Source organism: Bowmanella denitrificans, assembly GCF_039522935.1.
GTDB lineage: Bacteria > Pseudomonadota > Gammaproteobacteria > Enterobacterales > Alteromonadaceae > Bowmanella > Bowmanella denitrificans.
The window spans coordinates 369,582-395,623 of the sequence record NZ_BAAAEI010000006.1; the positions used below are offsets into that span (position 1 = coordinate 369,582).

Annotated in this window: 19 protein-coding genes; 3 read left to right on the forward strand and 16 right to left on the reverse strand. The window is 50.7% G+C overall.

The window, feature by feature from the left end:
• Window positions 1-40 precede the first annotated feature (40 nt).
• The 4 genes from uvrC to ABD028_RS04680 all read right to left on the reverse strand — a co-directional run bounded on the left by uvrC (window position 41) and on the right by ABD028_RS04680 (window position 7,319).
• Entirely contained in the window at window positions 41-1,861 is a 1,821-nt protein-coding gene (gene uvrC, locus ABD028_RS04665; protein WP_102796939.1) for an excinuclease ABC subunit UvrC, read from the reverse strand.
• 88 nt (window positions 1,862-1,949) lie between these two features.
• Entirely contained in the window at window positions 1,950-2,594 is a 645-nt protein-coding gene (uvrY, locus tag ABD028_RS04670) for a UvrY/SirA/GacA family response regulator transcription factor (RefSeq protein WP_102796940.1), read from the reverse strand.
• Between the two features lie 461 nt (window positions 2,595-3,055).
• A complete protein-coding gene (locus tag ABD028_RS04675) occupies window positions 3,056-5,320 on the reverse strand; it encodes a carbohydrate binding family 9 domain-containing protein (protein WP_343842337.1) in 2,265 nt (754 codons plus the stop codon).
• 190 nt (window positions 5,321-5,510) lie between these two features.
• Entirely contained in the window at window positions 5,511-7,319 is a 1,809-nt protein-coding gene (locus ABD028_RS04680; protein ID WP_343842340.1) for a DUF885 domain-containing protein, read from the reverse strand.
• 170 nt (window positions 7,320-7,489) lie between these two features.
• Here ABD028_RS04680 and ansA point away from each other — a divergent pair, with 170 nt between their 5' ends.
• A complete protein-coding gene (gene ansA / locus ABD028_RS04685) occupies window positions 7,490-8,497 on the forward strand; it encodes an asparaginase (RefSeq protein ID WP_343842343.1) in 1,008 nt (335 codons plus the stop codon).
• Window positions 8,498-8,952: 455 nt separating this feature from the next.
• Here ansA and ybaK read toward each other — a convergent pair whose 3' ends face one another.
• The 9 genes from ybaK to ABD028_RS04730 form a co-directional block, all read right to left on the reverse strand.
• On the reverse strand, window positions 8,953-9,417 hold the full coding sequence (gene ybaK / locus ABD028_RS04690) for a Cys-tRNA(Pro) deacylase (RefSeq protein WP_343842345.1): 465 nt from the start codon (window positions 9,415-9,417) through the stop codon (window positions 8,953-8,955).
• Window positions 9,418-9,457: 40 nt separating this feature from the next.
• A complete protein-coding gene (gene rnk, locus ABD028_RS04695; RefSeq protein ID WP_343842348.1) occupies window positions 9,458-9,871 on the reverse strand; it encodes a nucleoside diphosphate kinase regulator in 414 nt (137 codons plus the stop codon).
• 91 nt (window positions 9,872-9,962) lie between these two features.
• Complete coding sequence (locus tag ABD028_RS04700) at window positions 9,963-12,740, reverse strand: DUF349 domain-containing protein (protein WP_343842352.1); 2,778 nt, start codon at window positions 12,738-12,740, stop codon at window positions 9,963-9,965.
• Window positions 12,730-13,005 (reverse strand): YeaC family protein, encoded by a 276-nt coding sequence (locus tag ABD028_RS04705; RefSeq protein ID WP_343842354.1) that lies wholly within the window; start codon window positions 13,003-13,005, stop codon window positions 12,730-12,732. Before ABD028_RS04705 ends, ABD028_RS04700 begins: the two co-directional genes overlap by 11 nt.
• Complete coding sequence (locus tag ABD028_RS04710) at window positions 13,005-13,397, reverse strand: zinc ribbon domain-containing protein (RefSeq protein WP_102796949.1); 393 nt, start codon at window positions 13,395-13,397, stop codon at window positions 13,005-13,007. Before ABD028_RS04710 ends, ABD028_RS04705 begins: the two co-directional genes overlap by 1 nt.
• A gap of 62 nt (window positions 13,398-13,459) precedes the next feature.
• Window positions 13,460-15,142: an alanine/glycine:cation symporter family protein gene (locus ABD028_RS04715; protein WP_102796950.1), complete on the reverse strand. Its 1,683-nt coding sequence runs from the start codon at window positions 15,140-15,142 to the stop codon at window positions 13,460-13,462.
• A gap of 168 nt (window positions 15,143-15,310) precedes the next feature.
• Window positions 15,311-16,435, reverse strand: coding sequence for a M14 family metallopeptidase (locus ABD028_RS04720; protein WP_343842357.1), 1,125 nt, complete (start codon window positions 16,433-16,435; stop codon window positions 15,311-15,313).
• A 111-nt stretch (window positions 16,436-16,546) separates the two neighbouring features.
• Complete coding sequence (locus ABD028_RS04725) at window positions 16,547-17,035, reverse strand: TlpA family protein disulfide reductase (RefSeq protein ID WP_343842359.1); 489 nt, start codon at window positions 17,033-17,035, stop codon at window positions 16,547-16,549.
• A 53-nt stretch (window positions 17,036-17,088) separates the two neighbouring features.
• A complete protein-coding gene (locus ABD028_RS04730; protein WP_343842362.1) occupies window positions 17,089-17,433 on the reverse strand; it encodes a VOC family protein in 345 nt (114 codons plus the stop codon).
• 101 nt (window positions 17,434-17,534) lie between these two features.
• Here ABD028_RS04730 and ABD028_RS04735 point away from each other — a divergent pair, with 101 nt between their 5' ends.
• Window positions 17,535-18,089: a M15 family metallopeptidase gene (locus ABD028_RS04735; RefSeq protein WP_102796954.1), complete on the forward strand. Its 555-nt coding sequence runs from the start codon at window positions 17,535-17,537 to the stop codon at window positions 18,087-18,089.
• Window positions 18,090-18,145: 56 nt separating this feature from the next.
• Here ABD028_RS04735 and ABD028_RS04740 read toward each other — a convergent pair whose 3' ends face one another.
• Entirely contained in the window at window positions 18,146-20,374 is a 2,229-nt protein-coding gene (locus ABD028_RS04740; protein ID WP_343842365.1) for an Ig-like domain-containing protein, read from the reverse strand.
• Window positions 20,375-20,502: 128 nt separating this feature from the next.
• Between ABD028_RS04740 and ABD028_RS04745 the strand changes: the two genes are divergently transcribed.
• Window positions 20,503-21,849, forward strand: a complete 1,347-nt coding sequence (locus ABD028_RS04745) for a dicarboxylate/amino acid:cation symporter (RefSeq protein ID WP_343842366.1) — start codon at window positions 20,503-20,505, stop codon at window positions 21,847-21,849.
• A 258-nt stretch (window positions 21,850-22,107) separates the two neighbouring features.
• Here ABD028_RS04745 and sohB read toward each other — a convergent pair whose 3' ends face one another.
• Both sohB and ABD028_RS04755 read right to left on the reverse strand, forming a co-directional pair.
• Window positions 22,108-23,136 (reverse strand): protease SohB, encoded by a 1,029-nt coding sequence (sohB, locus tag ABD028_RS04750; RefSeq protein ID WP_343842368.1) that lies wholly within the window; start codon window positions 23,134-23,136, stop codon window positions 22,108-22,110.
• A 102-nt stretch (window positions 23,137-23,238) separates the two neighbouring features.
• Window positions 23,239-25,830, reverse strand: coding sequence for a VolA/Pla-1 family phospholipase (locus ABD028_RS04755; RefSeq protein WP_343842371.1), 2,592 nt, complete (start codon window positions 25,828-25,830; stop codon window positions 23,239-23,241).
• Window positions 25,831-26,042: the final 212 nt, after the last annotated feature.

The window sequence follows — 26,042 nt, forward strand, 5'->3', positions numbered from 1 at the left end:
GGTTCTGTTTTTCTGCGCGTCATCTTACACCAATTTGCCCTTACAAATGCAGGTGTTCATGGATAATCAATGCCAGTTCTTCACTGATCCCTGGCACTTTGGCTATTTCTTCAGCACTGGCACTTAACACTTCCTGCATGCCCCCCATATATTTAAGCAGGCTTTGCCGACGTTTGGCCCCTACGCCGGGAATGTTTTCCAGTTTGGACTGGGTTTTGACTTTTTGTCGTCTGGCCCGATGGCCGGTAATGGCAAAACGGTGCGCTTCGTCGCGGATATGCTGAATCAGATGTAACGCCGCAGAATCGGCCTGCATTGGAATAGTGGCATGGCTACCAGCCAGAATCAGGGTTTCCAGGCCGGGTTTACGACTGGTGCCTTTAGCCACACCAATCAGCATCGGCATTTTGCTATGCGGCCAGTTTTCAAAGCAGGCTTCGGCCTGCGCCAGTTGCCCTTTGCCCCCGTCGATAAACAGAATATCCGGTATCTTGTTTTCATCGGTTATTTTGCTGTAACGGCGGCGCAAGGCCTGATCCATCGCTGCATAATCATCCCCTGGGGTAATCCCTTCAATGTTGTAGCGCCGGTAATCACTTTTAAATGGCCCTTCACGATTAAACACCACGCAGGATGCCACCGTCTGCTGCCCGGATGTATGGCTGATATCAAAACATTCCATACGTTGCACCGGGCTGTCCAGCTCCAACACCTGTTCCAGTTCAAGATAGCGGGCAAACACCGATTTCTGGCTGCTCTGCTGGGCCTCCAGCGCGGCTTCGGCATTGGTATTGGCCAGTTTTAAATAGCGGCGTTTTTCGTCTCTGGCCCCCTGGAAAAACTGCACTTTATGTCCGGCCTGACGACTCAACAGTTCCTCAATGGCCTGACTGTCTTCCAGCACCATCGGCACAACAATTTGCCGGGGCACCGATTTATTACCCGCCAGATAATATTGCAGCAGAAACGACTGAAACACTTCCTGCGGGCCGATATCAGCCGGTACCTTGGGGAAATAACTCTTGCTGCCCAGTAGTTTGTTATCGCGAATAAAGAAGCCCTGAATACTGGCAATGCCGTTACGGTAGGCAAAACCAAACACATCCATTTCCGGCTGGTCGCCACTGACCCACTGCTGTTCCTGTACTTTTCTGAGCGCCGAGATCTGATCCCGGTAGCGGGCGGCCGCTTCAAACTTCAGGTCGATACTGGCCTGCTCCATCTTTTTAACCAGTGCATCGATCACTTCGGCATTCTTGCCTTTGAGGAACAGCCGTGCCAGTTGCACCTGCTGGTCGTATTCCTGGTCGCTAACCAGCCCTTCAACACAAGGGCCGGCACAGCGTTTAAGCTGGTATTGCAGACAAGGGCGGGTGCGCGCTTTGTAGTAACTGTCTTCGCATTGGCGCACCGGAAATAGCTTTTGCATGGTGCGCAGGCTTTCCCGCACAGCCCAGGCACTGGGGTAGGGGCCAAAATACTCGCCTTTGGGCTTTCTGCCGCCCCGATGCAGCGTCAGACGTGGATGCTGATGGTCGGTTAGCAAAATAAAAGGGTAGCTTTTGTCATCCCGCAGCAGCACGTTGTAGCGTGGTCGGTACTTTTTTATGTAGTTGTTTTCAAGAATAAAGGCTTCGGTTTCGGTATGGGTAACCGTCACATCCATATGCTGGATTTGCCGGACCAGAGACTGGGTTTTTACACTGTCCAGATTGCTGCGAAAATAACTGGATACACGCTTTTTTAAATTCTTAGCCTTACCGACATAGATCACCTCGTCTTTTTGATTGTACATACGATAAACCCCGGGTTGTCCCGTCAGGTTTTTCAAAAAGGCTTTGTGATCAAAGGCGCTGGTCATGCGTTGGCAGTGGGTCTCTGTTTATATGAATCAATCGCATTGCGGCAGCTTTACACTCTGGCAAAACTACCGGCAGGTTGGCAATACCTCAGATTTGTTCCGGGCTGATTAACTTGTGGCGTAAGGCCAGATGCGTCAGTTCCACATCCCCGGTAACGCCAAGCTTTTCAAACATACGATAACGGTAGGTGTTGACGGTTTTAGCGCTGATACTTAAACGGGTGGCGATATCCGGCACTTTCTCACCTTTAGTGAGCATAATCATAATTTGCAGTTCACGTTCAGACAGCTCCCTGAACGGATCGGTCTGGTTACCATCAATTTTACCCAGGGCAATCTGTTGGGCCACATCCGGAGCTATATATTTCTGCCCGGAACAAACCTGGAAAATCGCCCGGATCATCTCCCGCGGCTCAGCGTCTTTAGTGACAAAACCCCAGGCACCCACCTGCATCACTTTGGCCGGAATAGGGTTTTCTTTGTGCATAGAGAGAAATATCACCTTAACCTGAGGGTTATGGCGCAGAATTTTTTTGGTTGCTTCCAGGCCGCCGATGCCTGGCATGTTCATATCCATCATCACGATATCAGGGTGCTGGGTACGGCAAAACTTTACCGCTTCCTCACCGCTGTCGGCTTCACCAATTACTTCAAAGGACTTCTCGGAGTCCAAAATCAACCTGATACCGGTTCGTACCAGATCATGGTCGTCAACCAGAAAAATCTTAATCAAAGGAATAGCTCCAGGCGTTTTTTTGTTGTTGTGAGCTTAAAGTGTTCCGTTACCTGAAATCCTCGCACTTCGAGTTCCGCTTCGAGTGTCGTTTTTTTTACCATCTAGTGCCAGCTATCATACTCCAATCATTGGCTATACACATCAGTAAAATAGCGCCTTAGCAAAAGGGCTGTTAGCAGCTGAAGTCATCGCTGCTCAGCATTTGTCCGCTACCGATAGAAATGGCTGGCAAGACGGTTCCAGCCTTGTATCACATGCACGCGGCCCTGCCCGGTATTACGTGCCTGGCAAACCTTAATCTGGCATGCAATCGTCCAGCGATCTTTACAGCCTGGTACGGCAACTAAAGGGCCTGGTTGACCGCCGCATCGACACTTCTGCGCCCGTATATCCACCCTGCCCCCTGTGTTTTAACTGTGTGGCTTTGTTTTACCATATTTGCCAGCCAAACCGATATGCTAAATAAACCAGGCGTAGGACATCTTCATAAAAGCGGTTCGTCGATCTGCACGCAGGCTGAGCATCTTGTCGTTCTGACTGGCATATTCTGAATAGCCGAGGAAAAACACCGTTTGTGGATTCACCTCATATGAGTACAGCAACTGCGAGGACAACCCTTGTTCACGGCGGTACAAACCTTCTCTGGCTGCCGGGTTAAAATGCGCCAGGCCCAGATGGGTGTCATCCAATATCATGGTCAGGCGCAACGCCGAATGGCTGGAAAACTGGTAAGTCAGGCGCAAGTCGGTCAGATTGGCGTCCAACACGTCATTGCCCTGGTCTTTCAGCCGCGTGTATTCATTGCGTACCTGCAATTGCAGGTTGCGGTTAAAGGCGACTTTGGCCTCAGACTCCATATACAACAAATCAGACAACCTGTTGTTGTACAGGTCCAGTTCGTCGCCCTTCTCCACATACACACTCAGGTAAGTACTGGATAACGGGCTGGCTTCGATAAAAAATGTAAGGCCTTTTTCGTCGAATCGCCAGGCATTACCCGTTATCGTCAACAGGTTGTGATTGGTACGCGGTCCGGCTCGCTCACGGCGGAAGAAGCCCAATTCAATCGCGCTGTCCCACAGACTGTCCAGGCCGATACTACCTTCCCATTCCCGCTCCAGCAGTTCATTGGCCTGATTATGGGTAATGTCCCAATCCAGATAGAAGTGCAGTGCACTCCACCAACTTGGCTGCTGCGGATACAGGCTATGCCCGCCCCCTACCACGCTGCGTTTCCAGTCAGCTTGAGGCATAAAGCCCAAATCAGCGCGGAAATCCTCGCCAATATTTTCATGTTCAATAAACACATTGCCATTTTGGAAACTATGCTCGTAATGCAAATACCAGGCATGGTCTGACTGGGTCGGTTGACTGGCGCGAACGACGGCTTCATCCCAGAGTAAGGACGATAACTGTGCCGGGTTATCCGTTTCTGAATGCGCCACTAGCAAGGTCAGCGTGTCCTGTTCGGTGAAACGATAGTTCAGATCCAGTGCCCCCAAACGATTCGCATAGTCATCAGCCTGACGATAAGTGGTCATTGCGCCCAGCGTCAGCTGTTTGGTCAGATTGTGCGCATAGCGGGCTGCCAGGTTTTTACTTTTTTCGGCTAACGTGGCAGACGCAGAGCTCAGGTTGCCCGGCACAATAAATGACGTGCTGTCATCATCGGCGACAAACAAGCCAAAGGTATGCTCTGCCACCCGCCCGGTTACTTTTACCCCCAACGAAGGAGCTAACAGGTTACGAGTGTGGACTAAATCCCAGGGCGATGTGAAATAGTCAGCATTCTCGGTAAAAAATGGGCGTTTCTCGTCGAAAAACAAGTTAAATGACTCGTTTACCGCCAATTGTGCCGAATCCGCCTCAACCTGCGAAAAGTCGGGATTCAGGGTAGCGTTCAGCGTCACGTCTTCGCTGATACTCCATTTCAGGTCCAGCCCTAACTGCTGTTGCCGTTGACGTTGCCAGGCTGAATTTGTGCTGCGGTCCCGGCTGTCTTCAATGCTGCTGACCAAGGCCGGGGCCAGCACCAGGCTTTGTGTTGAACGAATATCGGCAAAGCCGGTATACAAAGGCATCTGGCATACCCAGCATTCGTTGGCATGGCTGATATCCACGCTGGAAATACGTTGTTCCTGATTTCTGGGCCAGAACCGCACAAATTCCATGGCCCATTGCTTCGGCCCCTGAATATTGGGGAAATTCATAATATGCAAGGGGATCGCCACTTCCACCTGATAACCCTGCTCGGTAATATGACCGACCGCCTGCCAGTGGCCATCCCAACCGGATGATTCATCGCCGGTTACAGCATTCTCAATCACATCAGCCTGGCTGCCCAAAGCATTGGCAAAAAACTGATAGGCCAGCCTGTGGTTACCATAGGTATCAATTTTCACCCCAACGATGTCGTCGCCCCAGATATTGTCGCGCTTTCGATAGGCGGCTCTGATTTGCTGTGGGTTTGGGTCCTTGGCGTCAAAGGCAAGATATAAATACTCACCATTTTCAAATACCCTGACGCTGGTTTGCACCTCTGCCTCGCCCTGATCGGACGGCTCAGTAATGTGGTAGATAGCAATAGTTTTGGCGTGTTGCCAGATGGCTTCGTCAAACCAGCCATCCAGTTCAATGGGCTGATTTAGATGCGGAATGGTCTCGTCGGCCAGCACACTCAGGCTAAGTAGCCCAAGCATGGCGGTTAGTCTGGCTTGTTGCATTGTGAATTTGTCCTTACGGCCATGCATTCTGTGGCAGGCTCGTCGTTGGGCTGAGTGCCCTTCCCCTGAAAATTAAGGCGCTGATCTTCAACTATTTTGTGATGCCAGGCAAGTCTCTGCTGCCGCGACGACAGTACATAAACAACAAGCCTGTATAAAAAAGCCGACCAGCAGGTCGGCTATATTCAGCTTATAGCCCTGCGGCCCAACGCTTGAGTTTGGCTTCCAGTACCGGCATCGGCATGGCACCGTCAATCAGCACCTGGGTATGGAACTTCCGAACAGCAAATGTATCGCCAAGCTGGGCAGCCAGTTGTTCCCGCAACTCGCGGATTTTACGCTGACCAATTTTGTAGGACAGGGCCTGACCAGGTATGGCGATATAGCGCTCCACCTCGGCCTCAATGTCCGCCTCGCCCATGGAAGAATTCTGGCGCATAAAGTCGATGGCCTGTTCACGGGTCCAGCCCTTGGCATGCAGGCCGGTGTCTACCACCAGGCGCATGGCGCGTAGCTGTTCATCTGACAACCTGCCGTACCACATGTAGGGATCAGTAAACAGGCCCAGCTCTTTACCCAGACTTTCTGCATAGAGTGCCCAGCCTTCAGCAAACACGGTATAAAACTCGTATTTACGAAAATCCGGAAGCGCGTCCACTTCCTGCTGTATGGCGATCTGGAAATGATGGCCCGGCGCCGCTTCGTGAATACTTAAGGTCTCCACCAGGTATTTGGGCTGCGACTTTAAATCATGGGTATTAATATAAAAAATCCCCGGTCTGGAGCCATCTGGTGCGGGCTGCTGATAACTGGCACCAGCCGATGACGCGGCCCGGTAGGCTTCCACCGCTTTCACCTCGTAGTCGGCCTTAGGAAATACCTCAAACAGGGCTGGCAAACGACTATTGATATCGGCTTTGACCCGCTCATAAGCCTGGATCACCTGTTCTTCACTGCTAAAGAAAAATTGCGGGTCGGTTTTAAGGTGTGTAAAAAATGCCTGCAAATCACCACTAAAGCCTACCTGTTGGCGCACTTTATTCATTTCGCTGCGAATTCTGGCCACTTCGTTTAAGCCGTATTGGTGAATCTCATCCGCACTTAATGGTAACGTGGTGTTCACCGCTATCATATGTTCGTACCAGGCCTTTCCATCCACCAGGGCTGACAACCCAACGGATTCACGCCCCGCAGGCAGGTACTCGTTCAGCATAAAATCATAAGTACGCTGATAAGCAGGCACAATGACCTGCATAATCATCTTATTGTAAGCTTCACTGATACTGGCTTTTTGCGCCGGACTGAGCTGGGCATTGCTGTCAAGCATCTTAACCGGGCCATAAAACACGCTGTCCTGGGGGTTGCTGACAATATGCGCCTGCAACTGCGGCAGCACCTTGACGATCAGGCTTTTAGGTAGCACAACCTGCCTTTGTATCCCTTCACGCATGGCCGCAATGGCACTATCCATATATGTGGCAAAGCCCTGGCTACGCTGAATAAAGTTGTTGTAATCGGCTTCGCTGTTAAATGGTTGGGCACTGCTGCCAGAGCCCAGCATTGGGTAAAAATTCTGTACTCCCCACATCTGGTTAAAGGGCATCAGATGGCTGGGAAACCGCAGACCGTCCACCGCCTGCTGGCGGGCATACAGGAAAATCTCATGGCTTAAGCGATCCTGTCCTTGCAACTGACTGGCATCGATCTGCTTGGCCAGAGCCAGATATTTACGTTCAAAGGCGGCTGTTTTCGCCAGACTTTCAGCACTGATAGGCGCGCTAAACAGGTGGTTGTAATCCATCACCCCCACCATGGTGGCGGACAGCGGGTTCATTGCCAGGTTTTCATTAAAGTAGTTATCTACCAGTTCACGTAATTTAGCCGCTTCGCTCTCTGCCGGTTGGCTGCTAACGGTGCTTTGAATCTCTGTCACCGGAGGGTTGCTTTGACAACCGGCCAATACCAGTGCCAGGCTGGCAGCAAGAATATGTACACGCATAGGGTTCCTGTTTGATTGTATTTTTGCGGTATTCAAGCACAGCTTTGTGTATTTGCACTATGAAATTCCACCACTTGCAGCAAAAGACGACCAAAGATTGTGGCTGTGCGGTTTGAGCCCAATAGCGCAACCCGCTAGAATAACGGCAAAAATACCAATAGCCCTACCCTATGAAAAAACATATCTATGTGGCCTATACTGGCGGCACTATCGGCATGCGTCCTTCCAGCAAGGGCTATGTCTGTGTACCTGGTTTCCTGTCGAAAACCTTAAGCAAAATGCCCGAGTTTCACCGTGATGAAATGCCGCAGTTCACTATTCATGAATATGACCAGCTCATGGACTCCTCGGATATGTCGCCGCTGGACTGGCAGCATATCGCCGATGATATTCAGGCCAATTACGACAGCTACGACGGTTTCATTATTCTGCATGGCACCGACACTATGGCCTACACCGCCTCGGCACTGTCATTTATGCTGGAAAACCTGACTAAGCCGGTGATCGTCACCGGCTCACAAATTCCACTGGCCGAGATCCGCAGTGACGGACAGGTTAATCTGCTCAATGCGCTGTATCTGGCGGCCAATTATCCGGTCCATGAGGTGTGTTTATTTTTTAACAACCAATTACTGCGCGGTAACCGCAGTCGCAAGATCCACGCTGATGGTTTTAATGCCTTCGCTTCGCCGAACTTTCCGGCACTAATGGAAGCCGGCATCAACATTCAGGTACTGGAAGGGCAAGTCAAACCTGTGGTGCAGCAACCACTGCAGGTTAGCCCGGTCACCGCCCAGCCTATAGGGGTGGTAACCCTGTATCCAGGGATCAGCAGCGAAGTGATCAGAAATACCCTGCAACAGCCGGTAAATGCTCTGATCTTACTAAGCTATGGCGTAGGTAATGCACCGCAAAATCAGGCGTTACTGGAACAACTTGAGCAAGCCAGGCAAAAAGGCATTATCGTGCTTAACTGTACTCAGTGTCTGCGCGGCAAGGTTAATATGGCGGGCTATGCCACCGGTAATGCGCTGGCACAAGTAGGCGTTGTCTCTGGTGGCGATATGACCCTGGAAGCCGCTCTGGCTAAGCTGCATTATCTGCTCAGCAAAAAGCTGCCGGTAGAAGACACCCGCCGTTTACTGATGGAAAATCTGCGTGGTGAATTAAGCGTTTGATGTTGGCAGTTGGCAGTTGGCAGTTGGCAGTTGGCAGTTGGCAGTTGGCAGTTGGCAGTTGGCAGTTGGCAGTTGGCAGTTGGCAGTTGGCAGTTTAGTCTGACTCGCCCTCATGCTCTGTGAACGGATTTCTTCCATCTGACCACTTAATTCAGCTAACTGCCGACTGATTACTGACTACTTCCCCCCTGTCGGACTCAAGTCCGACCCACGGTGCATAGAATTAGCTTTGCTGTCGGAATAAATTCCGACCCACTGTGGGTTGGGCTTAAGCCCAACAAATTTCAATGGCTACCCTGGCTTCCATCACTCAGCCAGTGTCATGCTGTTTACGGCCAACTGTCTACTGCTAACTGACAACTTACGAAGTAAGCACCTCTTGCTCTTCTCAGCGCTCTCAGCGACTCGGCGGTGAATAACTTTCGGCTTTTAGTGGTTTTAGTGGCAAATATGCCCTAAACCAGCTCGGCAAAGCAGCCGCCAGTGGCACTCAGTAAGGTATCCGGGCTCAGCTCAATTTCCAGGCCCCGACGTCCACCGCTAACAAAGATACTGGTATATTCTCTGGCGGACACATGTACAAAAGTAGCCAGCGCTTTTTTCTGCCCAATCGGGCTGACCCCACCTAAAACATAGCCGGTAGTGCGCTGCACTTTGTCAGGTTTTGCCATTTCGGCCTTTTTGCATGTGGCCGCTTTGGCCAGTTGCTTAAGATTTAACTGCTGATTTACCGGCACAACGGCCACCACCAGTTGGCCTTTTTCTGTTTCAGCAACCAACGTCTTAAACACGCGCTCTGGAGTCACCGCCAGCTTTTCGGCCGCTTCCAGACCAAAAGAGGGGTGACCCGCGTCATGCTGATACTGATGCAATCTAAACTCGGCCCTGGCCTTTTGCAGACTGTTGATTGCCGGTGTCATGCTTATCCTGAATAGATGACACCCATTGCTGGGCGTCTGGTTATCGGTGCAGTTGGCCTGCGTGCTCTGGTTGGTAGAGTACCTCATCAATATGCACGGTCAATGTTTTACCACCTGGCGCCGGCCATTGCATATCATCCCCCTGCGAGAGGCCGATCAGGGCGCTGCCAATCGGAGCCAATATAGAAATCTTGTCGCCTGTGTCATCCATATCTTTGGGAAACACCAGGGTTTTACAGAATGATTCACCGCTGGACACGACCTTAAATCGCACCGTGGAATTCATGGTAACCACCCCGGGCGGAATGTCGCAGCTGTCAACATTCTCGGCCCGATCCAGTTCCCTCAGCAATTCCGTTTTACCGGGAAAGGCTTTGTCCGATAATGAATCCAGCATGGCTTCCAGCCGATCAGCGTCCTGGTTGGAAATGAGTATTCTGGGTTGCGTTGTCATTTTTCCTCTTTAGTCCTTCCGTATTCAGGAAATGGACAGTACATAAAAAAAAGCCCCGTCATTTGACGGGGCCAGCGTTATTGCTTGCGGGTCAAATGCCACCTGGGGGGGCAAAAAGTCGTGTCAGGCGCGGCAATTGCTCCTGTTCTTCAACACTTAACGGCCCCTGATTAATCCACTGACATAACAATTGGTCCATATCCGGTGTTTCACCCTGCTCAAGTTTGTCGGTCATCATCTGTAGCTGAACTTCACGTCTAAGCTCAGTGTCTTCTGTAGCTGACGCCTGGCCACGCAGTAATTCCATTTTAATCAGCAACTGCAAGCGACTCTGCTCGCTGCCAGGTTGCAAAAATGCCTGACGCCAACTGCCAGGCAAACGTTCAATCTGCTCTGGCGGCGGATTTTGTGACCAACCACCCAACACATCGAACAGCAGCTCATACTTAGCCAGTTGCTGCTGCTGGCGCAAGGTGTCAGCCCTAGCCGCAAATTTGTCCTGCACTTTCTGCCAGTCACGTTGCACCTGCTGCGCAGCTTTATCATCCAGTTGTGCCAAAAGCGCTTGCAGCTTTTCACTGGTTTGCTCTTGCAAGGTTAGCAACTCTGCATGATTTTGCAGCGAAACAAGTGCCAACTCCGTTTGTTTAAGAAGGTCTTGTACTTCGCTGAGCAGGGTTTGATTGGCCTGACGGCGGTTGTCAAACTCCTGATTGCGCTTAGCAAACAGTGCGTCATTGGCACGGCGAAATGCGTCCCACAACAATCTTTCCTGTTTAGCCCGTACACGACCAACCTGCTTCCAGCTCTCCTGTACCTGCTTGGCCTGATGGGTGGCTTCATTGATATCATCCAGTGCCAACAGCTCCTGCACTTTATCGATAAGGCGCTGTTTTTGCGCTTCATTGTCCTGATACCAGCTTTGCAGTTTGGCTTTAACCGGTGCACATAGCTCTCGGTAGTGCTGATTCAAATTCTGTAACTGGCGATAATCCACGTCGCCCACATCACGCCATTGTTGTTGCAGACTCTGCAAAGACTTGGCCAGTTGGTCCATGTCCATTGTCTGCACCTGCAATTGCCGAAGCTGTTCAAGCAGCCCCTGCTTGGCCAGCAAGTTGGCTTCACGGCGTTGTTGTTCCAGCGCATATTGTTCCCTGACTGGCGCAAACGCCAGTTCACAAGCCAAGTCAAAGGTCTGATTCAATTGCAGATCTTCCTCGGTGTCGAGCTTGCCTAAGGTATTCCATTGGCTGCGCAGTTGTTTAACCTTGTCTGCCTGCGCTTTAGCATCCAGCGGTTTATCAGCCAATGCCTGAATTTCTTCCAGCAGCGCAGGTTTGCGCGGCTGGGCGATATAGGCCTGCCATTCTTTCAGGTTTTCAATATGTTCGCGGACCTGTTCGAACAAACGCTGTACTTTGTCCTGCTCTGTTTCAGGCAGGGCCTGATGCCATTGCTGTACTCGCTGATACATGGACATCGCAGCGTGGAACTTACCGGTTTGCACCAACTCCTGAACTTTGCGCAGACTGCCTCTGACCTTATTCAGTTGTGCTTTGGCTTCCTGATTCAGGGTATGAATAGCGTTTTGCCAGGCCTTGTCCAACGTCTGCCAGTCTTTTTGCACCGACTGCGGCCATAAGGCATCAAACTGACGTTTCAGTGCACGGTAAGCACTGCGTGCTTCCTGCCAGGCTTTTTGCGCCTCATTCAATTCAGCCAAATTGTCTGGCACGGCAACATCCTGCAAGGTGCTCAGCAGTGCCTTGGCCCCTTGCACTGCTTGTTGCAAGGCCGGGAGTTTTTGCAGATCCATTTCGGCCTGATTAAGACGATTTTGCAATGACTCTGTGTCGCGACTGTTGCTGATATGACTCAGCTCAGCCCGGCATTGGCCAATACGCTGGATAAAATCCAGCCTTTGTGGGTCAGTCATTTGCAGCGCAGTATCCTGACTGCTCAATGTCTCAAGCAAACTGCGGGTCTTTGCTATCAACTGTTGCTCGAGTTCAGCCGCTTCACGCTCAGCTTCAGCTTGTTGCCAGGCCTGTTTGACAGACTCGGCACGCCGCTCGGCCTTCTGACACAAATCCTGATACTTCTGACTGATCTCCTCGTTGATTGCCTGTGGCAGCTCAGACAACTGCTGCTGATAAGCAGAAAACTGTGCTTTGAGCTCATCCAGTTGTTGGCACAATAACGGATAATCCTGGTTATCTTTAAGGGCCAGTAACTTAGCCAGGATCAGGCGCAAGTTTTTTTCCAGTTGTTGCTTGTCGATTTTATCCTGGCTTAACTTTTCAAGCTTTTGTCTGGCCAGCGCTACCACGCGGCTATCTTTATGCTTGCGCAGCATGCGTTGCAGGCAGTCTTCGTCCTGTTCCAGTTCAGCCAGTCGCAGCGGCAGATCTGCGTTGTGGCTTTCAAACATTACCCGTTGCCGCAGAGATGCCTTGTTAAGCTTAGCCAGAATTGCCTGACTGAGCGCTGGCTCGTCATGCTGCCATTTTTGCAGTAACAGTTTTTCCAGCAAGCCATGATTGGTACATTCCTGCACAAAGGTCTGACGTTGTTTATCGCTCAGACTTTCCCCCTGACCTTCCAGTAAGGTGGCTTCCACCCGCTGCTGCGCCCTTTTATGAATGCGTTCCTGCTTTTCGGTCTGTGCCAGTTTCCACCACAGGGCAAAACTGTCCAGCCGATCCAGGGCGGCCAGCCTGACGTTAAGATTTTCATCGTTGAACGCCATTTCATGTAACTGCGTCTTGTGCTCTGGCTGGGCTGGGTCTAAGTCCGCAATGGCCGCCTGCCTGACCTTAGGATCAGGATGCTGATACTTGGGACGAAACAAACTTTTAAATATCATCCGCTTTAAACCTGGCAATAGAGGGTTGGAACTGCTGTTTCAATTCTTGTTTAGACTTATGCACTATGCTGCCATCTGCACCAATGGTCATATGCTCATCGGACTTCAGGACCTGAGCCTGATAAAGCATCACCGCCTGCATACTGCTGTCACGCTGTGCTTCACTTAAGGTGGAACCATCAGGCCATTTGCCGGTTTCCACCGCTTGTAGCAAGCGCTGGTAAACCTGCGGGGTCATGGCATTGACCATCTGCTGAATATTCATTAATCGAACTTCTTCATAAAAATCAAACGAATGCGATTGACCACGTACCAGACAAAGCCAATCACCGAACAACTCATGGCAATATTGTACTGCAACTGCCCATGCCAAAGGCAGATGGGACTGCTGTTATTCACCAGATTAAATGACAACTTACAGGCAAACTCGGTCGACGGGCCGTCCCCCCAATACAAAATGGCAAAGCCAGCAATAAACATCAGCATGGCAACCATAGACTGGGTTTGAATGGATTGGGCCTTTTTAAATTTATTAAAGCGCTGCTTACGCAGAATATCGTCTTCACTTGCCGCCCCGGCAGCAAAACCACAATGTGGGCAAGACTTGGCCTTGTCGGAAATCTTCTTATTGCACGATGGGCAATTAGTCAGGGCCATGGTTCCCCCTTTTTTAATGACATAACATAAGCGCGGCCTGGGCCGCGCTTGTTTTATTCCAATCAGGCTTTGTCTTTAGCCTGTTTGTCCTTGAAATCACGCCAGTACTCGTTGACCGTTTCTTTCATTTCCTTATGCAGCACCATAATACCGAACAGGTTAGGCAGGGTCATCACTACAATGGCCACGGCCGCCAGGTTCCATACCAGGGTGGTATCAGAGAATGACGCCCAGAAGAAGCCCGCGACGTAAAACACCCTATATGGCATCACCGAACGGGGGCCAAGCAAATAGGTCATGGCCCTGTCACCGTAATAAGACCAGGCAATGGCGGTGGAGAACGCAAACAATAGCAAGCCGATAGATACGATGTACTGACCGTAGTCGCCAAAAAATCCGCGAGTAAAGGCCAGCGTAGTAAGCTGCGCCGAATGCACCAGCGATTTGCCCGACACCAGAATATTGTCTTTTTGCAGGCGACCGTCCACTACATTCAGGGTTCCGGTGTAAAGGTCTTCTTTGGCATCAACACTAAATACCACCTCTTCGGCAATGGAGCGGGCATTGATAATAGTGAAACCGCGACTTACCGCTTTACCTGCCACCACTTCAATTTTACCGTTGAACGTTTCAACACTGTGCCCCTCTTCTTTGTTGAGGTAGAGGAATAACTGATGACGGTCTTCGTCCCGTTGCTCTTCGTACTGTCCGGCCAGAATCATCATATCGGCGCGTTCAAATTCGTTGTCGAATTTTTCTTTCCAGACACCAGAAGACAAAATCACCAAGCCTGTCAGGGTACAGATAATAATGGTATCGATAAACGGCTCAAGGATGGACACCATACCTTCTGATACGGGTTCGTCGGCCTTGGCAGCAGCGTGAGCAATAGGGGCTGAGCCTTGTCCCGCTTCGTTAGAGAACAGACCACGGTTTACCCCACGGTTAAAGGCATATGCAATAGTAGCGCCCAAAAAGCCGCCTGCCGCTGCTGAGCCGGTAAAGGCGTCAGAGATAACCGACGCAAAGGCCGGGCCTATGTTCTCGACGTTGTACAAAATAACGGCCAACGCACCAATGACATACAGCACCGACATAAAAGGTACGATTTTGGACGTAACTTTAGCAATGCGGTGAATCCCCCCCAGGATGACCAAACCAAGCAATACCGCCAGTACGCCGCCGGTCAGCATCGGTTCCAGGCCAAAGGTTGCCTGCATACCCTGCGCGATATTGTTAATTTGCGGCAGGTTACCGGTACCAAAGGAACTGATTACTGTGGCAATGGCGAACGCAACCGCCAGCCATTTCATATTCAGTCGACGGTCCATGTAGTACATGGGACCACCGGCCATGGTACCGTCTTCGGTTTTCACCCGGTATTTGTGTGAAAGCGTGACTTCAACAAACTTTGTTGTCATGCCCAAAAAGGCGGTGGCCCACATCCAGAACAGTGCAGCCGGCCCACCCAGAAAAATGGCAAAAGCAACACCACCGATGTTCCCGGTACCTACTGTACCTGACAAAGCCGTGGTCAGGGCCTGGAAATGCGTGGTATCGCCGGGCGCACCTTTCTTATCCAGTTTGCCGCTGACGACCAGCCAGGCATGCTTGAAGTAGCGGATCTGGGGAAAGCCCAGATACAGAGTAAAAAACAAACCAACGCCCAGCAGCACATAAGGAAACCAGGCGGCACTTCCCAACATGCCGTCCAGGCTGAGTAAAAACTGATTGAAGGATTCCAACGCGTTCCCCTTTGTTATCGTTATTCAGGTTCAGATGACCATCTGTTGCTAAAATCTGCCCGGCGCGCGTCCAGCGTGCCAGGCACTGCGGCAATACCGCTTATTGTTATAGTGGGAAAGTCAGACTTTCCCTTTTGCTTATTCGGGCTTCCCTACCCTATAGAGTCGTTAAAGCTGGCTGAGTACGGCGCGAATGGCAACCAGTACATCCTCGCCCAGTTTTCTGCTTCGCTGAGGTGACCAGCCATAGGCTGCACAGGGCAACTCAGCATTATCTTTAAACGGCATTTCCAGGGTATAAGCCAGACATTGGTAGTCATTGCCAATGGCATTGGAGCCCACGGTCAGGTTAGCTTCACCTGGCTTATCTTTGGGATAACCGTAGGTATCCTGAAATTCCGGCGTAGCTAACATTAATGCCTGTTTAAAGGTACTTTCCAGATGAGCGAGCTTATCGTTGTAATTGGGCGTACCTTCACCACCGGCGACAAAGTTGTAGGGTAAAGCTTCATCACCATGCACATCCAGGAACATATCAACGCCTGTTTGCTGCATTTTTTGCCGCACATGGTAAACCTCGGGGCTGTTTTCCAAAGAGGGATGCGCCCACTCACGGTTGAGGTTCACCCCTTTGGCATTGGTGCGTAAATGGCCGCGGACCGAGCCGTCTGGGTTCATATTAGGCACCACATAGAACACCGCCTGTTCCAGCAGTTGTCTTGAAAGACCGTCGTCTTCATTCAACAGCCTTTCCAGCAGGCCTTCGATCAACCACTCGGCCATGGTTTCACCCGGATGCTGACGCGCGACAATCCACACGGCCTTTTTGCCGGGTTCAGCATGGCCGATGGTCAGTAATGACATATCGCGACCGTCCAGTGTTTCGCCCAAATGACTTAGTTCGCAGTCAAAAGACGTCTGCGCCCAGGCCAGTAAATCCAAATGACGTTCATATGAATACGGGGCAAAGTAGGCGTAATAGGTGGTGGCATATTCGGGGGTGTGGTCGATCGTGAGGGTATCACCGTCAAACTCGCAGTCCACGCGGAACCACTCCTGACGGTCATAAGACGCAACCGCCTGATAACCCTGCCAGCCGTCTGGGTATGCTGATTTGGCTAAATCGCCAATACGTAGTTTGTGGTTAACCATAGGCTGACTTTCCAGCCTGAAATGGAACCATTGATAAAAGTCAGATTGGTTGTCTTTTTTGATGGTCAGATGGATATCGTCGGGGCACTCAGCCCGCACCACCTGAATATTACCGCTATCAAAATTGCAGCTTATTCTCATTGTAAATATGACGTTAGGTGAATGACCGCGCTAATCTAACATAAAGTGCATCATTTCTCACAAGCTAAAAGGGTCGAACCAGCCGCTTAGCCCCCAATCAGCGCGTGAAACCTAAAGCGCCAGAGCCTGGCGCACTTTCAGGCCGATAGTTGAGCTATAGCCCATATCGCTGGCAACGATGCGATTGTTTGCGTCAAGCAAATAATAGGTGGGGTATCCCAACACCCTGAAGTGCTGCTTTAGCCCTTCGTGGCCCAGCAGAATATCGCCTTTCACCTGGTTATCCTCAACAAATTCAGCCACATCATTGAGCGAGGCATAATCCATTGCCACGCGTTTGATATTAAGCTGCTCGTGATCCAGACCGTCCAAATTACCTATGCTAACTGCACAGATATTGCACCAGGGGGCAAAAAAGTAAATCAGCGTTGGCTTACCTGGCTCTGCCAATTCGGCGGTACCGCCCTGTAGCAGTGGCAAGGCGGTCACGGAAACCTCACTGCCGGTGTCCAGCAAATGGCGTTTCTGCCACTGATAAATGGCCCCCAGAGCCAGTAATAACAGCAGCCACTGCAGGGAGGATAAGAGTCTTTTAGGCATTAAATAAGTATTCACCCTGAAAAAGTCTTTAAACAGACCGTAAAAGGCGAAACTTATTGCAACTTTGACTGAAAAGACAAGGCAAATCCGCCAGGTGGCTGTAAAAAGTAGATACGTTCACCATGTTCATCCATGGGCCCCTGCGGTGACAATCCCTGTTCTTTGGCCTGGGCCGCAAAGGCATCGGCATCGTCCACCAGGATCTGCAACATAAAACCGGCCGGCATATGCTCGGATTGCTGCCAGATTTCTAGCCAACTGCTTCCGGCCGGGAAAATCGCGCCACTGTCACCAAAATCACAGCCATCAAGACGAGGTAACCCCAACTTGTCAAAAAACGCGATCACCTCATCCGCATTATCAGTAATGCGGCAAAAACGTAATCCCAGAATCTGCATCGTTATTCTCCTTAAAAATCTGAGTCTACTTTTTTTATTCGAATTGGCGAATTTTTATTCACCGACTAGAGTCACTTTATCCCCTTTGCTGGAGAATCACTATGGCGTCACGGGACCTAAATGACCTGGTGCCTGAAGTAAAAGTCAAAGCGCAACAAGTAATACAGTTTTGTCGTGATGTTGGTGGCTTTGACTTGTTAATTTACTGCACGTTAAGGCCATTGCAAGAGCAGGCCAGGCTTTACCGGCAGTCCAGGGCCAGAGCGGAAATAGAGGACAAACAAAACAAGTTTCGCCAACGTGGCTTTGGCTTTCTGGCCGATATTATTCACCAGGTTGGCCCTTGTTATGGCCGTCATGTCACTAATGCCGCGCCGGGCGAGTCCTGGCATAACTATGGCGAGGCCTGGGACGCGGTGCCACTGCTGGGTGGCAAACCGGAATGGAGCTATGTGGATGCCAAAGAACACTGGGATATTTATGGTCAGGGAGTCCGAGAAGTCGGTATGCACTGGGCCGGGGACTGGCAAAGCTTTCGCGAATTCCCCCACGCCCAGTTACGCCCGGGTGGCAACCCGTTAAAAACACAACAGCCAGATGAACTGCTGGCCATTTTACGCGGTAATGGTTTGCTTGCTGAGGGGATGTTGGTTTAACCCCTAAATGCAAAATACCGGGACAAGCCCGGTACTTTGCTCTTCAGAGAAGACGATTAGAGTACATCAGTACAATTAGCCCCGGTACCATACCAGCTATTGGGTGGAGATGACTTTTCGTCTGCGGCATCAGCACCGGCATAGTCAAGAATATAGACTTGGCCTTCTGCATCTTCTGTACGCTCAGAACGACCCAGCACTTTAATAATCACACTGGTCCAGGGCGCTCGGTCTTTTGGATATTCGTACTGTAAGGTAACCCGTCCGTTCTCATCGGTGATCGAATCACTGTCTTTGAATCTGAGGCTGCCAACAATACCCGGCGTCAGGAAGGTGTCACCATTAGTATCTTCGTCAACCGTAGCGCTTTGATCCAGTAAACCGTTATCATTGACGTCCTCGCTGACACAAGTGGCGGTGACAACCGGTACCCATACTTCCCTAATACTGTCCCATTGCCAGGTCCCTTTACGGTAATAGCCGCCCTGGCTGTATGGCAGAGGCTCCAGCACGGCACGTAAGTCTTCATTCGCTATAGGCGCACCATCGGAGCCGGTAACGAAAACGGCAAACTCTTTGATATAGGTGGTGTTATCCTCGGGTACCACAACAACGTTGCCCGAACCCAGCGTAATATCAAACGGACGGTTGGCCACAGTTAACAATGTTGAGCTTTCCACGCTACGATTGTCTGCCACCACAGCCTTAATATTGACAGATTCGGCACCGGTGACGGCATTAGACGTAAAGACCACTGTAGCAACCCCGCGATTATCAGTAATAGCGGTTGGCGCAGAAATAGAGCCAGCGCTGGTGTCATCCACGGTAAATTCCACCTGTTTGTTTTTAACCAGGTTACCATCAGGATCCAACACCAATGCGGTAATAGTCGCAGTTTGACCATTAGGACCGACGGTATCCGGCGTGGCATCCACAATAATGCGATCCGCCTGCGTGGCCACAAACTCAACCTGAGCGCGGGCAGTGACAATATTGCCATTAGCGTCCGTACCCTCGGCAGAAATTGCGGCCAGCCCGGCATTACTTGAGCGAATATTGACCGCCGCGATACCACTGGCATTGGTTGTGGCCGTGTGGGAAGAAACAAATTCCCCGCGTGAGGTATTAAAAGCCACCGTGCCACCTGAGTAAGCCACACCATTTTTAAACCAGCGCACACTGATTGAACTGGAGGTATTAATTGGGATCTGTTTAGTTGTGGAAGCAGGTAAGCCCTGAAAACTAAAGTCATCCTGCTGAATGGTAACCGTAAAGCTGGCCTGCGCATTAAGTGCCCGCGCGGTAATAGCATCTTGCCCTGCACTGGTAGCCCGATACTTCACCAGAATCTGCCCATTGGCACCGGTTAACACCGTATCACTGCTTAAATCTGGAAATTCACCACTTTGACTGGTGAGCTGCACTGCCCGTTCAACCAGACCATTTCCGTCTGAATCGGCAACAGTAATAGCAAATTCTGCCTCATCATTGATGATGACCGAAGCCGGACCATTTATTTTCACTGTGGTTCCAACCACCCGAATAGTAAGCTGTGCTGTCTGGTTTCCAGCCGTTGCAGTAACGGTAATATCCCGGTTTTCCGGTTCGTTGCGGGTACTCAGTACATTGTTAGCCAAACCTTCAGCATCGGAGGTCACCAGGCTACTGGCTAGCTGCCCTGAACTGGCACTAAAGCGCACATCAACATCTTCAACCACCGCATTAGATGAATTTTGCACCAGGGCAATCAGTTCAATACCGTCAGCACCTGATGAAGGCAGAATGGTATTCTGGCCTTTGGCAAACAAACTGAGTTTGGCAATATCCACGGATGTTTGATTGCCATCCCCTGCAGAGGTGAGATTCAGGGTAAAGTCATCAGATTCACCGCTGCGGGCAACCACACTAAAGCCACCTGCAACTTCACCAGCTTTAATGCCAATTTCAGCAATGCCATCAGAATTTGACGTGGCTGTGCCGCTGGCAGGATCAAATGTCGCATAGCCATCGGCAGGCATAACAAAGGTGACGAGTTTATTGGCAGCATTGGCACCATTTACCTGAGTTTTGGCTCTGATACGCCACGGCGTGGCAGCACTCAGCGTGCTATTGCTGGGATTCACTTCATTACCCTGGGCATCCACAACAGTAAAGCCGATGGTGACTTCCTCAACCGGTGTAGTGGGATTACCCCCACCATCGGTGCTAAGCGAGCCGCCACCACCACAGGCAACGAGCAGCAGGCTCAATAAATAAACAGCTACGACTTTAAAGGTTGACTTCATTCTTATCTCCCTAACCTCTGATTGTCTTATGGATAAGCCGTTTGTCTGAATTGGGTATTTTTTAATTTCAGCTTATCCGGCAAAATTGTTAGTCTTAGCCGCTTATAACTATAACGACCTGGACATCTATGGCCCACACTGCAACCAAGTACAGTCTTACCACCAGAATTTTCTTCGGCATGCTGGCCGGCATTCTGTTAGGAACCCTTCTTCGAGCTCTGTTTGATGATAGCGGAGATTTTGCCTTCCGGGTATTAGGCCTGGAGGTTTCTACGTATACGCTTCTGGTAGAAGGTATATTTAATATCATAGGTAAAATTTTTATCGCCAGCCTGCAAATGTTGGTGGTGCCGCTGGTTTTTGTGTCGCTGGTCTGTGGCACCTGTAATCTGTCAGACCCAAGTAAATTGGGGCGTCTGGGCGGCAGGTCAATTTTGCTCTACTTATTTACCACAGCGCTGGCCATCAGTTTGGCGGTGTCGTTTGCATTGCTGGTCGCCCCGGGTGAAGGTATAAACCTGGATACCAACACCACCTTCAGCGCTAAGGAAGCGCCTTCCCTGTCTGAGGTGATCATTAATATGTTCCCCACCAACCCCATCAATGCCATGGCCGAAGGAAACATGCTGCAGATTATTGTTTTCTCAGTTTTGTTCGGTGTGGCGATGGCCATGTCTGGCAGTGCAGGCAAACGTTTGGGCGACTTATTTGAAGATTTGAACAAGGTGGTGATGCGCCTGGTAACGATTCTGATGAATCTGGCACCGTATGGGGTATTCGCCCTGATGGCCAAGCTGTTTGCCACCATCGGTTTTGACACCTTTACCAGCTTACTGAAGTACTTCTTCCTGGTCCTCTTTGTGCTGCTGGTACACGCCTTTGTATCTTACCCGTTGTTGCTTAAACTGTTGTCCGGCCTTAATCCTGTGCAACTGATTAAAAAGATGCGCGACGCGGCACTGTTTGCCTTTAGTACGTCCAGCAGCAGCGCTACCCTGCCGGTTACTCTGGAAACAGCACGCAATAAGTTAGGCGTTAAAAATACCGTGGCCTCTTTTACCGTACCTTTGGGCGCCACTATCAATATGGATGGCACCGCCATTATGCAGGGCGTAGCCACGGTATTTATTGCTCAGGTTTATGGGGTGGATTTGTCGGTTTCAGACTATCTGATGGTGATCCTGACCGCGACCCTGGCATCCATTGGCACGGCGGGTGTACCTGGTGTAGGGCTGATTATGCTGGCCATGGTATTGCAGCAGGTTGGTTTGCCGGTGGAAGGGATTGCCCTGATTATTGGGGTTGATCGGTTGCTGGATATGACCCGCACCGCCGTCAATGTCACCGGAGACTGCACCGTGGCCTGTATTGTGGCCAAAAGCGAAGGGGAACTGGACCTGGATACCTACAACAACCCCAATGCCGGTGCCCGTGAGGAAAATGTGGATTTCGAGCACTTCGAGAAAAATCGATAAAGCTCACCGCCCTTCTAGCAACACAAAAAAACCGCAAGTCATTGCGGTTTTTTATATCCAGGGATGGATGGTATGTCGGTGTAGCATGGAGCATTCACCGACGATATCCAGGGATGGATGGGCAGAAAAGCTGCTCCTGCGTTTTCTGCACTTCCACCATCCATGGTGGTCGTATTCCGGTGTGGCATGGAGCACTCACCGACGATATCCAGGGATGGCCACAGGTCGGCGCTGTAAGAACATTCGCCGACACAGCTTTTACAGCGGATGCTGTGATTTCTGCCACCAGCGGCCAATGCTGGACTCGATGGCCAGACTGGCTGCTTTGCCCAGTTTTTCCATCAGGTTTTTCTTACGGCTGTATTTAACCTGGAAGATTTTTTTGTCCTGATTGGCTTTAAGCAAAAAGTCATCTGAGGTCTGTAGCGCGTCCACCAGTTTTAGTTCCAGTGCCTGCACTCCGTACCAGTACTCGCCAGTGGCAACTTTGTCCAGTTCCAGTTCACTGCGATGCTGCTGCACAAAACCTTTAAACAGCTTATGCACTTCTTCCAGCTCTTCACGAAACTTCTGACGGCCCGCCTCGTTGTTTTCACCAAATACAGTCAGGGTACGTTTAAACTCGCCGGCAGTATGCTGCTCCCAATCAATATCATGCTTCTTCAGCAACTTATTAAAGTTGGGAAGCTGGGCAATCACGCCGATGGAGCCAATAATGGCAAACTTGGATGCAATAACCTTATCCGCCACACAAGCCATCATATAGCCACCGCTGGCCGCCACTTTATCCACCGCAACGGTTAGCTTAATGTCGGCGTCGCGTAAACGCTGCAATTGTGAGGCGGCCAGCCCATAGCCATGTACCACACCACCACCGCTCTCCAGACGTACTAAAACCTCGTCCTGGGGTTTGGCAATACATAGAATCGCGGTAACTTCCTCTCTTAGTGAGTCCACTTCGTGGGCATCCATAGAGCCCTTAAAATCCACCACAAATAAGTTAGGTTTTGGCTCGTCGGGTTCAGATTTGTTCTTTTTTTGCTCCTGCTTCTTTTGTTTCTTCAGTGCCTTTTCCTGCTGTTTCCATTCATCCTTACTCAGAATCATCTGCTTAGCATGTTGAGTCAGCTCATCAAGACGTTCAGAAACAGAATGGATTTCCAGCTCACCTTTGTCGGCTTTCTGCCGGCTGGCCAAACCAATAATGCCCCCCACCGCTAATAGCAGGGCAACAACCAGGGTGGCGGCCTTGGCCGTAAAAAGTCCGTATTCGTATAGAAATTCCAAGCTTGATTCTCCAAATTGGTCATGCAGTTGAATGTGGGGACGATGGCAGAAAAAATAAAGCCAGGTCAAGGACCTGGCTTTATGTTTCTACACTTTGCTTGATTACTGGGCAATCACGTCAGTGTTATTGATTTTAATCAGCATACCTTTTGACGCCATAAAGGTAGCCAACTGACGCTGCATTTCTGTTGTCGCGGCGGCGCTTGGGCCAGGGTCTAATATGGAGCTATGCGTACCTTCGGCAAATTGCACCAGACCACTACCCTGAGTATCAGACACAACAGGCGGCCACAATCCCATCAGCTTAGCCAGCGGTTCTGTTCCGGCCAGTGGCAGGCTGGTTTTGTTTGGAATGACCTGGTCAGGAAGACTCACTTCGCCATTAACCTGATTGCCACCCACCACTTCAATCATATGCACTGGGGTGCTGGCCCCAACTGACATGGCATAGTTGGTAGGATCGCCTGCATCAATCAGGGTTTGCGCGGCAAAGGCAAAACTTGAGAAGGTGGCATTAGCAGTGGCTAGTTGAGCCGGGCTGAGCTGCGCTTCAAACAGTGGATAGAAGGCAGAAAGTAATGCTGGCGTCACGGCAGGAATGCCATTGGCCTGCATATATTGCTGCAGCGCCGCCTGAAACTCTGGTGAAGCCTGCGCCATCAGTGAGCCTTTGATTAAAGGACCAAATGAAGGTGATTCCAGCAGGAAGCCCCCTACACCACCACCAGGCATGGCCAATGTAGAAGCCTGCATCTTATACATACCATCAAAGGGAACCAACTGACCACCCAGACTGGTGTTGGCTAAGGCAACTGCACTGGTACCGGTAATGGCCCCCAGCGAATGCCCAAGGAAGGACACATTGGTGCCATCCAGCAAGGCAGGGCTGCCATTAGACAAGTCTACATCAGCATTTAGCCCCAAACGTAAACCCAGAATATCGGCAATGCTCTGACGCAGGTTATCCCTGGCGGTCAGCAGACTGCTCAGATTCAGATAATCAGTGGGCGCACCACCGGTACCGCTTGTGGCGTTAACCACTTTGCCGTCAATGGTAAAACCGCGGCTGCCATGCAAAGGATGGTCGATAGCCACGGTGGCAAAACCTGCCAGCGAGAGCACCCCGGTGGCAGCCAGCATGTCCTCTTTCCTTGAGGTAATACCATGTTGCATGATCACCACAGGCCAGCCTGCTGCAGGTTTACTGATGGCCGGTTGCCCCAATTGCGCGTTGATAATATTGGCGTAATTAGGATCAGGCACGGTAATCTGAACGGTTAGGGATTCTTTTCCACGGCTCTTAGGAATCGGGCTGAACTTGGTCAGGTGGCGTGGGTCGTCAAAATCAATCACACCCGCCGTTTTTAAATCCAAGTCAAACAACTGTCCTTCAGATAAGGCCTGACACTGCGCATTGTAAGGGCCGGTCAGGCCCGCTGCCACAATAGTTCCGATGGCTTCTGCCCCCATGCTTTTAAGCATGGCACCGTTAGTACAGGCGGCGCGCCACCAATCACTGGTAGGTGCGGTTTTACTCAGATAATAATCCAGTTGCATACTGCCCTGACGCATACCTGCTGCGCAGTACATACCCAACTGATTAAATACTTGCGTGGCCGTACCGGCAATTTGCGGATTGGCACTTTGTAAGCCCGCCACCAAACCAGCACAGGTATTCAGGCCAAGGGCGGATATTTGTGTCCACATAGCTTCGCCCAGTGCCCTTGGGGCCAAGGCTGAATACACATCCGGGGCAGCCGCACTACCAATCTGAATAACAGGCAAATACTGAGCTGCTGCGGTTTGCGGGTCCATACCTGCACCGACTGCCTGAGCAAACTGAGCAACCTGCATGGATTTTACTGTTGAAAGGACCTTACCTGCAGATTGGGTTGAAAAATATGCCGCATAAGAGATATCGGTCCGTTCAAACCCCTCACCGCCGAGCAAGGTCATAAAGAAGTTCAGTATATTCTGTAACTGCTTTTGCGCAGCAGAGCTTAAAGGATGCGTTTCTGGGTCCTGCGAGGCGAGTTCCCAACTGGTTGAGCCTTTTACCGGTCTGCCATCGGTATCTTTCAGGTCATCGGTCACCACCAGCATATAGCCCTGCGCGGGTTTGAAAGGCTTAAGCGGAATAACCTGAATGGATTGCACCGCACCACTTTGGCCGGTTGGCAATTGGGCAATATAATCGACTCCCCATTGCAGTTCATCCCCCAGAACACATGGCAATCCTGGAGCACCCGCTTCAGCAGCAATGGCCTGGCACAAGGGCTCCTGGCCTTCCAGTGCCTGAGTAGACTCAAACAAACGAATGGAACTGGCACTGACCGAAGCGCCATCCAGGCTAACGCCACTAGGCACATCGATATCAATTTTAAACGGATGCTGGGTGGACCAGCCGTCCAGTGCAGTTAACGCAGATTGTGGATCCCCGGCATTAAAACCTGAGTCCAGGGCGGTATTGATGGTAAAGTCAAAAAAGTTCGGACTGCGGTTAGATGCCATCAACAAATCGTTTGGTACATTCAGCCTTGGTGTACTGGCACCAGGATCGAACACGATTCTGGCAAAAGGTTTGGCCGGTGTGTTGTCTGCATCGGACTGGATGTCGCTTAATGACTCACCGCCGCCGCAACCAGTCAGCCCCAATACCGAAGCTACTGCAGCGCTGATTACTAATTTTCTCATTGTGTCTCCCCAAAACCTGTTTTTTGTTCTTGTTGCACCAGCCCGACTGGACCTTTCCTTGTCGGCACCTGGGTAAAAACGCACCATCTTGCTTGCGTTTTAGCCAGTCAAAGCAGGGATTTCACTGGGATATCCCAACAAGTATGACCAGTTAAAGTTAATGCAATATTATGGACTTTGCTAGTGATTTGCAAAGTTTTGTTAACTGTTTG

Coding starts and splice junctions, on each gene's coding strand:
- uvrC (WP_102796939.1), bottom strand. CDS start 1,861: ATGACCAGCGCCTTTGATCACAAAGCCTTTTTGAAAAACCTGACGGGA.
- ABD028_RS04675 (WP_343842337.1), bottom strand. CDS start 5,320: ATGCAACAAGCCAGACTAACCGCCATGCTTGGGCTACTTAGCCTGAGT.
- ABD028_RS04680 (WP_343842340.1), bottom strand. CDS start 7,319: ATGCGTGTACATATTCTTGCTGCCAGCCTGGCACTGGTATTGGCCGGT.
- ansA (WP_343842343.1), top strand. CDS start 7,490: ATGAAAAAACATATCTATGTGGCCTATACTGGCGGCACTATCGGCATG.
- ybaK (WP_343842345.1), bottom strand. CDS start 9,417: ATGACACCGGCAATCAACAGTCTGCAAAAGGCCAGGGCCGAGTTTAGA.
- rnk (WP_343842348.1), bottom strand. CDS start 9,871: ATGACAACGCAACCCAGAATACTCATTTCCAACCAGGACGCTGATCGG.
- ABD028_RS04700 (WP_343842352.1), bottom strand. CDS start 12,740: ATGATATTTAAAAGTTTGTTTCGTCCCAAGTATCAGCATCCTGATCCT.
- ABD028_RS04705 (WP_343842354.1), bottom strand. CDS start 13,005: ATGAATATTCAGCAGATGGTCAATGCCATGACCCCGCAGGTTTACCAG.
- ABD028_RS04710 (WP_102796949.1), bottom strand. CDS start 13,397: ATGGCCCTGACTAATTGCCCATCGTGCAATAAGAAGATTTCCGACAAG.
- ABD028_RS04720 (WP_343842357.1), bottom strand. CDS start 16,435: ATGAGAATAAGCTGCAATTTTGATAGCGGTAATATTCAGGTGGTGCGG.
- ABD028_RS04725 (WP_343842359.1), bottom strand. CDS start 17,035: ATGCCTAAAAGACTCTTATCCTCCCTGCAGTGGCTGCTGTTATTACTG.
- ABD028_RS04730 (WP_343842362.1), bottom strand. CDS start 17,433: ATGCAGATTCTGGGATTACGTTTTTGCCGCATTACTGATAATGCGGAT.
- ABD028_RS04735 (WP_102796954.1), top strand. CDS start 17,535: ATGGCGTCACGGGACCTAAATGACCTGGTGCCTGAAGTAAAAGTCAAA.
- ABD028_RS04740 (WP_343842365.1), bottom strand. CDS start 20,374: ATGAAGTCAACCTTTAAAGTCGTAGCTGTTTATTTATTGAGCCTGCTG.
- ABD028_RS04745 (WP_343842366.1), top strand. CDS start 20,503: ATGGCCCACACTGCAACCAAGTACAGTCTTACCACCAGAATTTTCTTC.
- ABD028_RS04755 (WP_343842371.1), bottom strand. CDS start 25,830: ATGAGAAAATTAGTAATCAGCGCTGCAGTAGCTTCGGTATTGGGGCTG.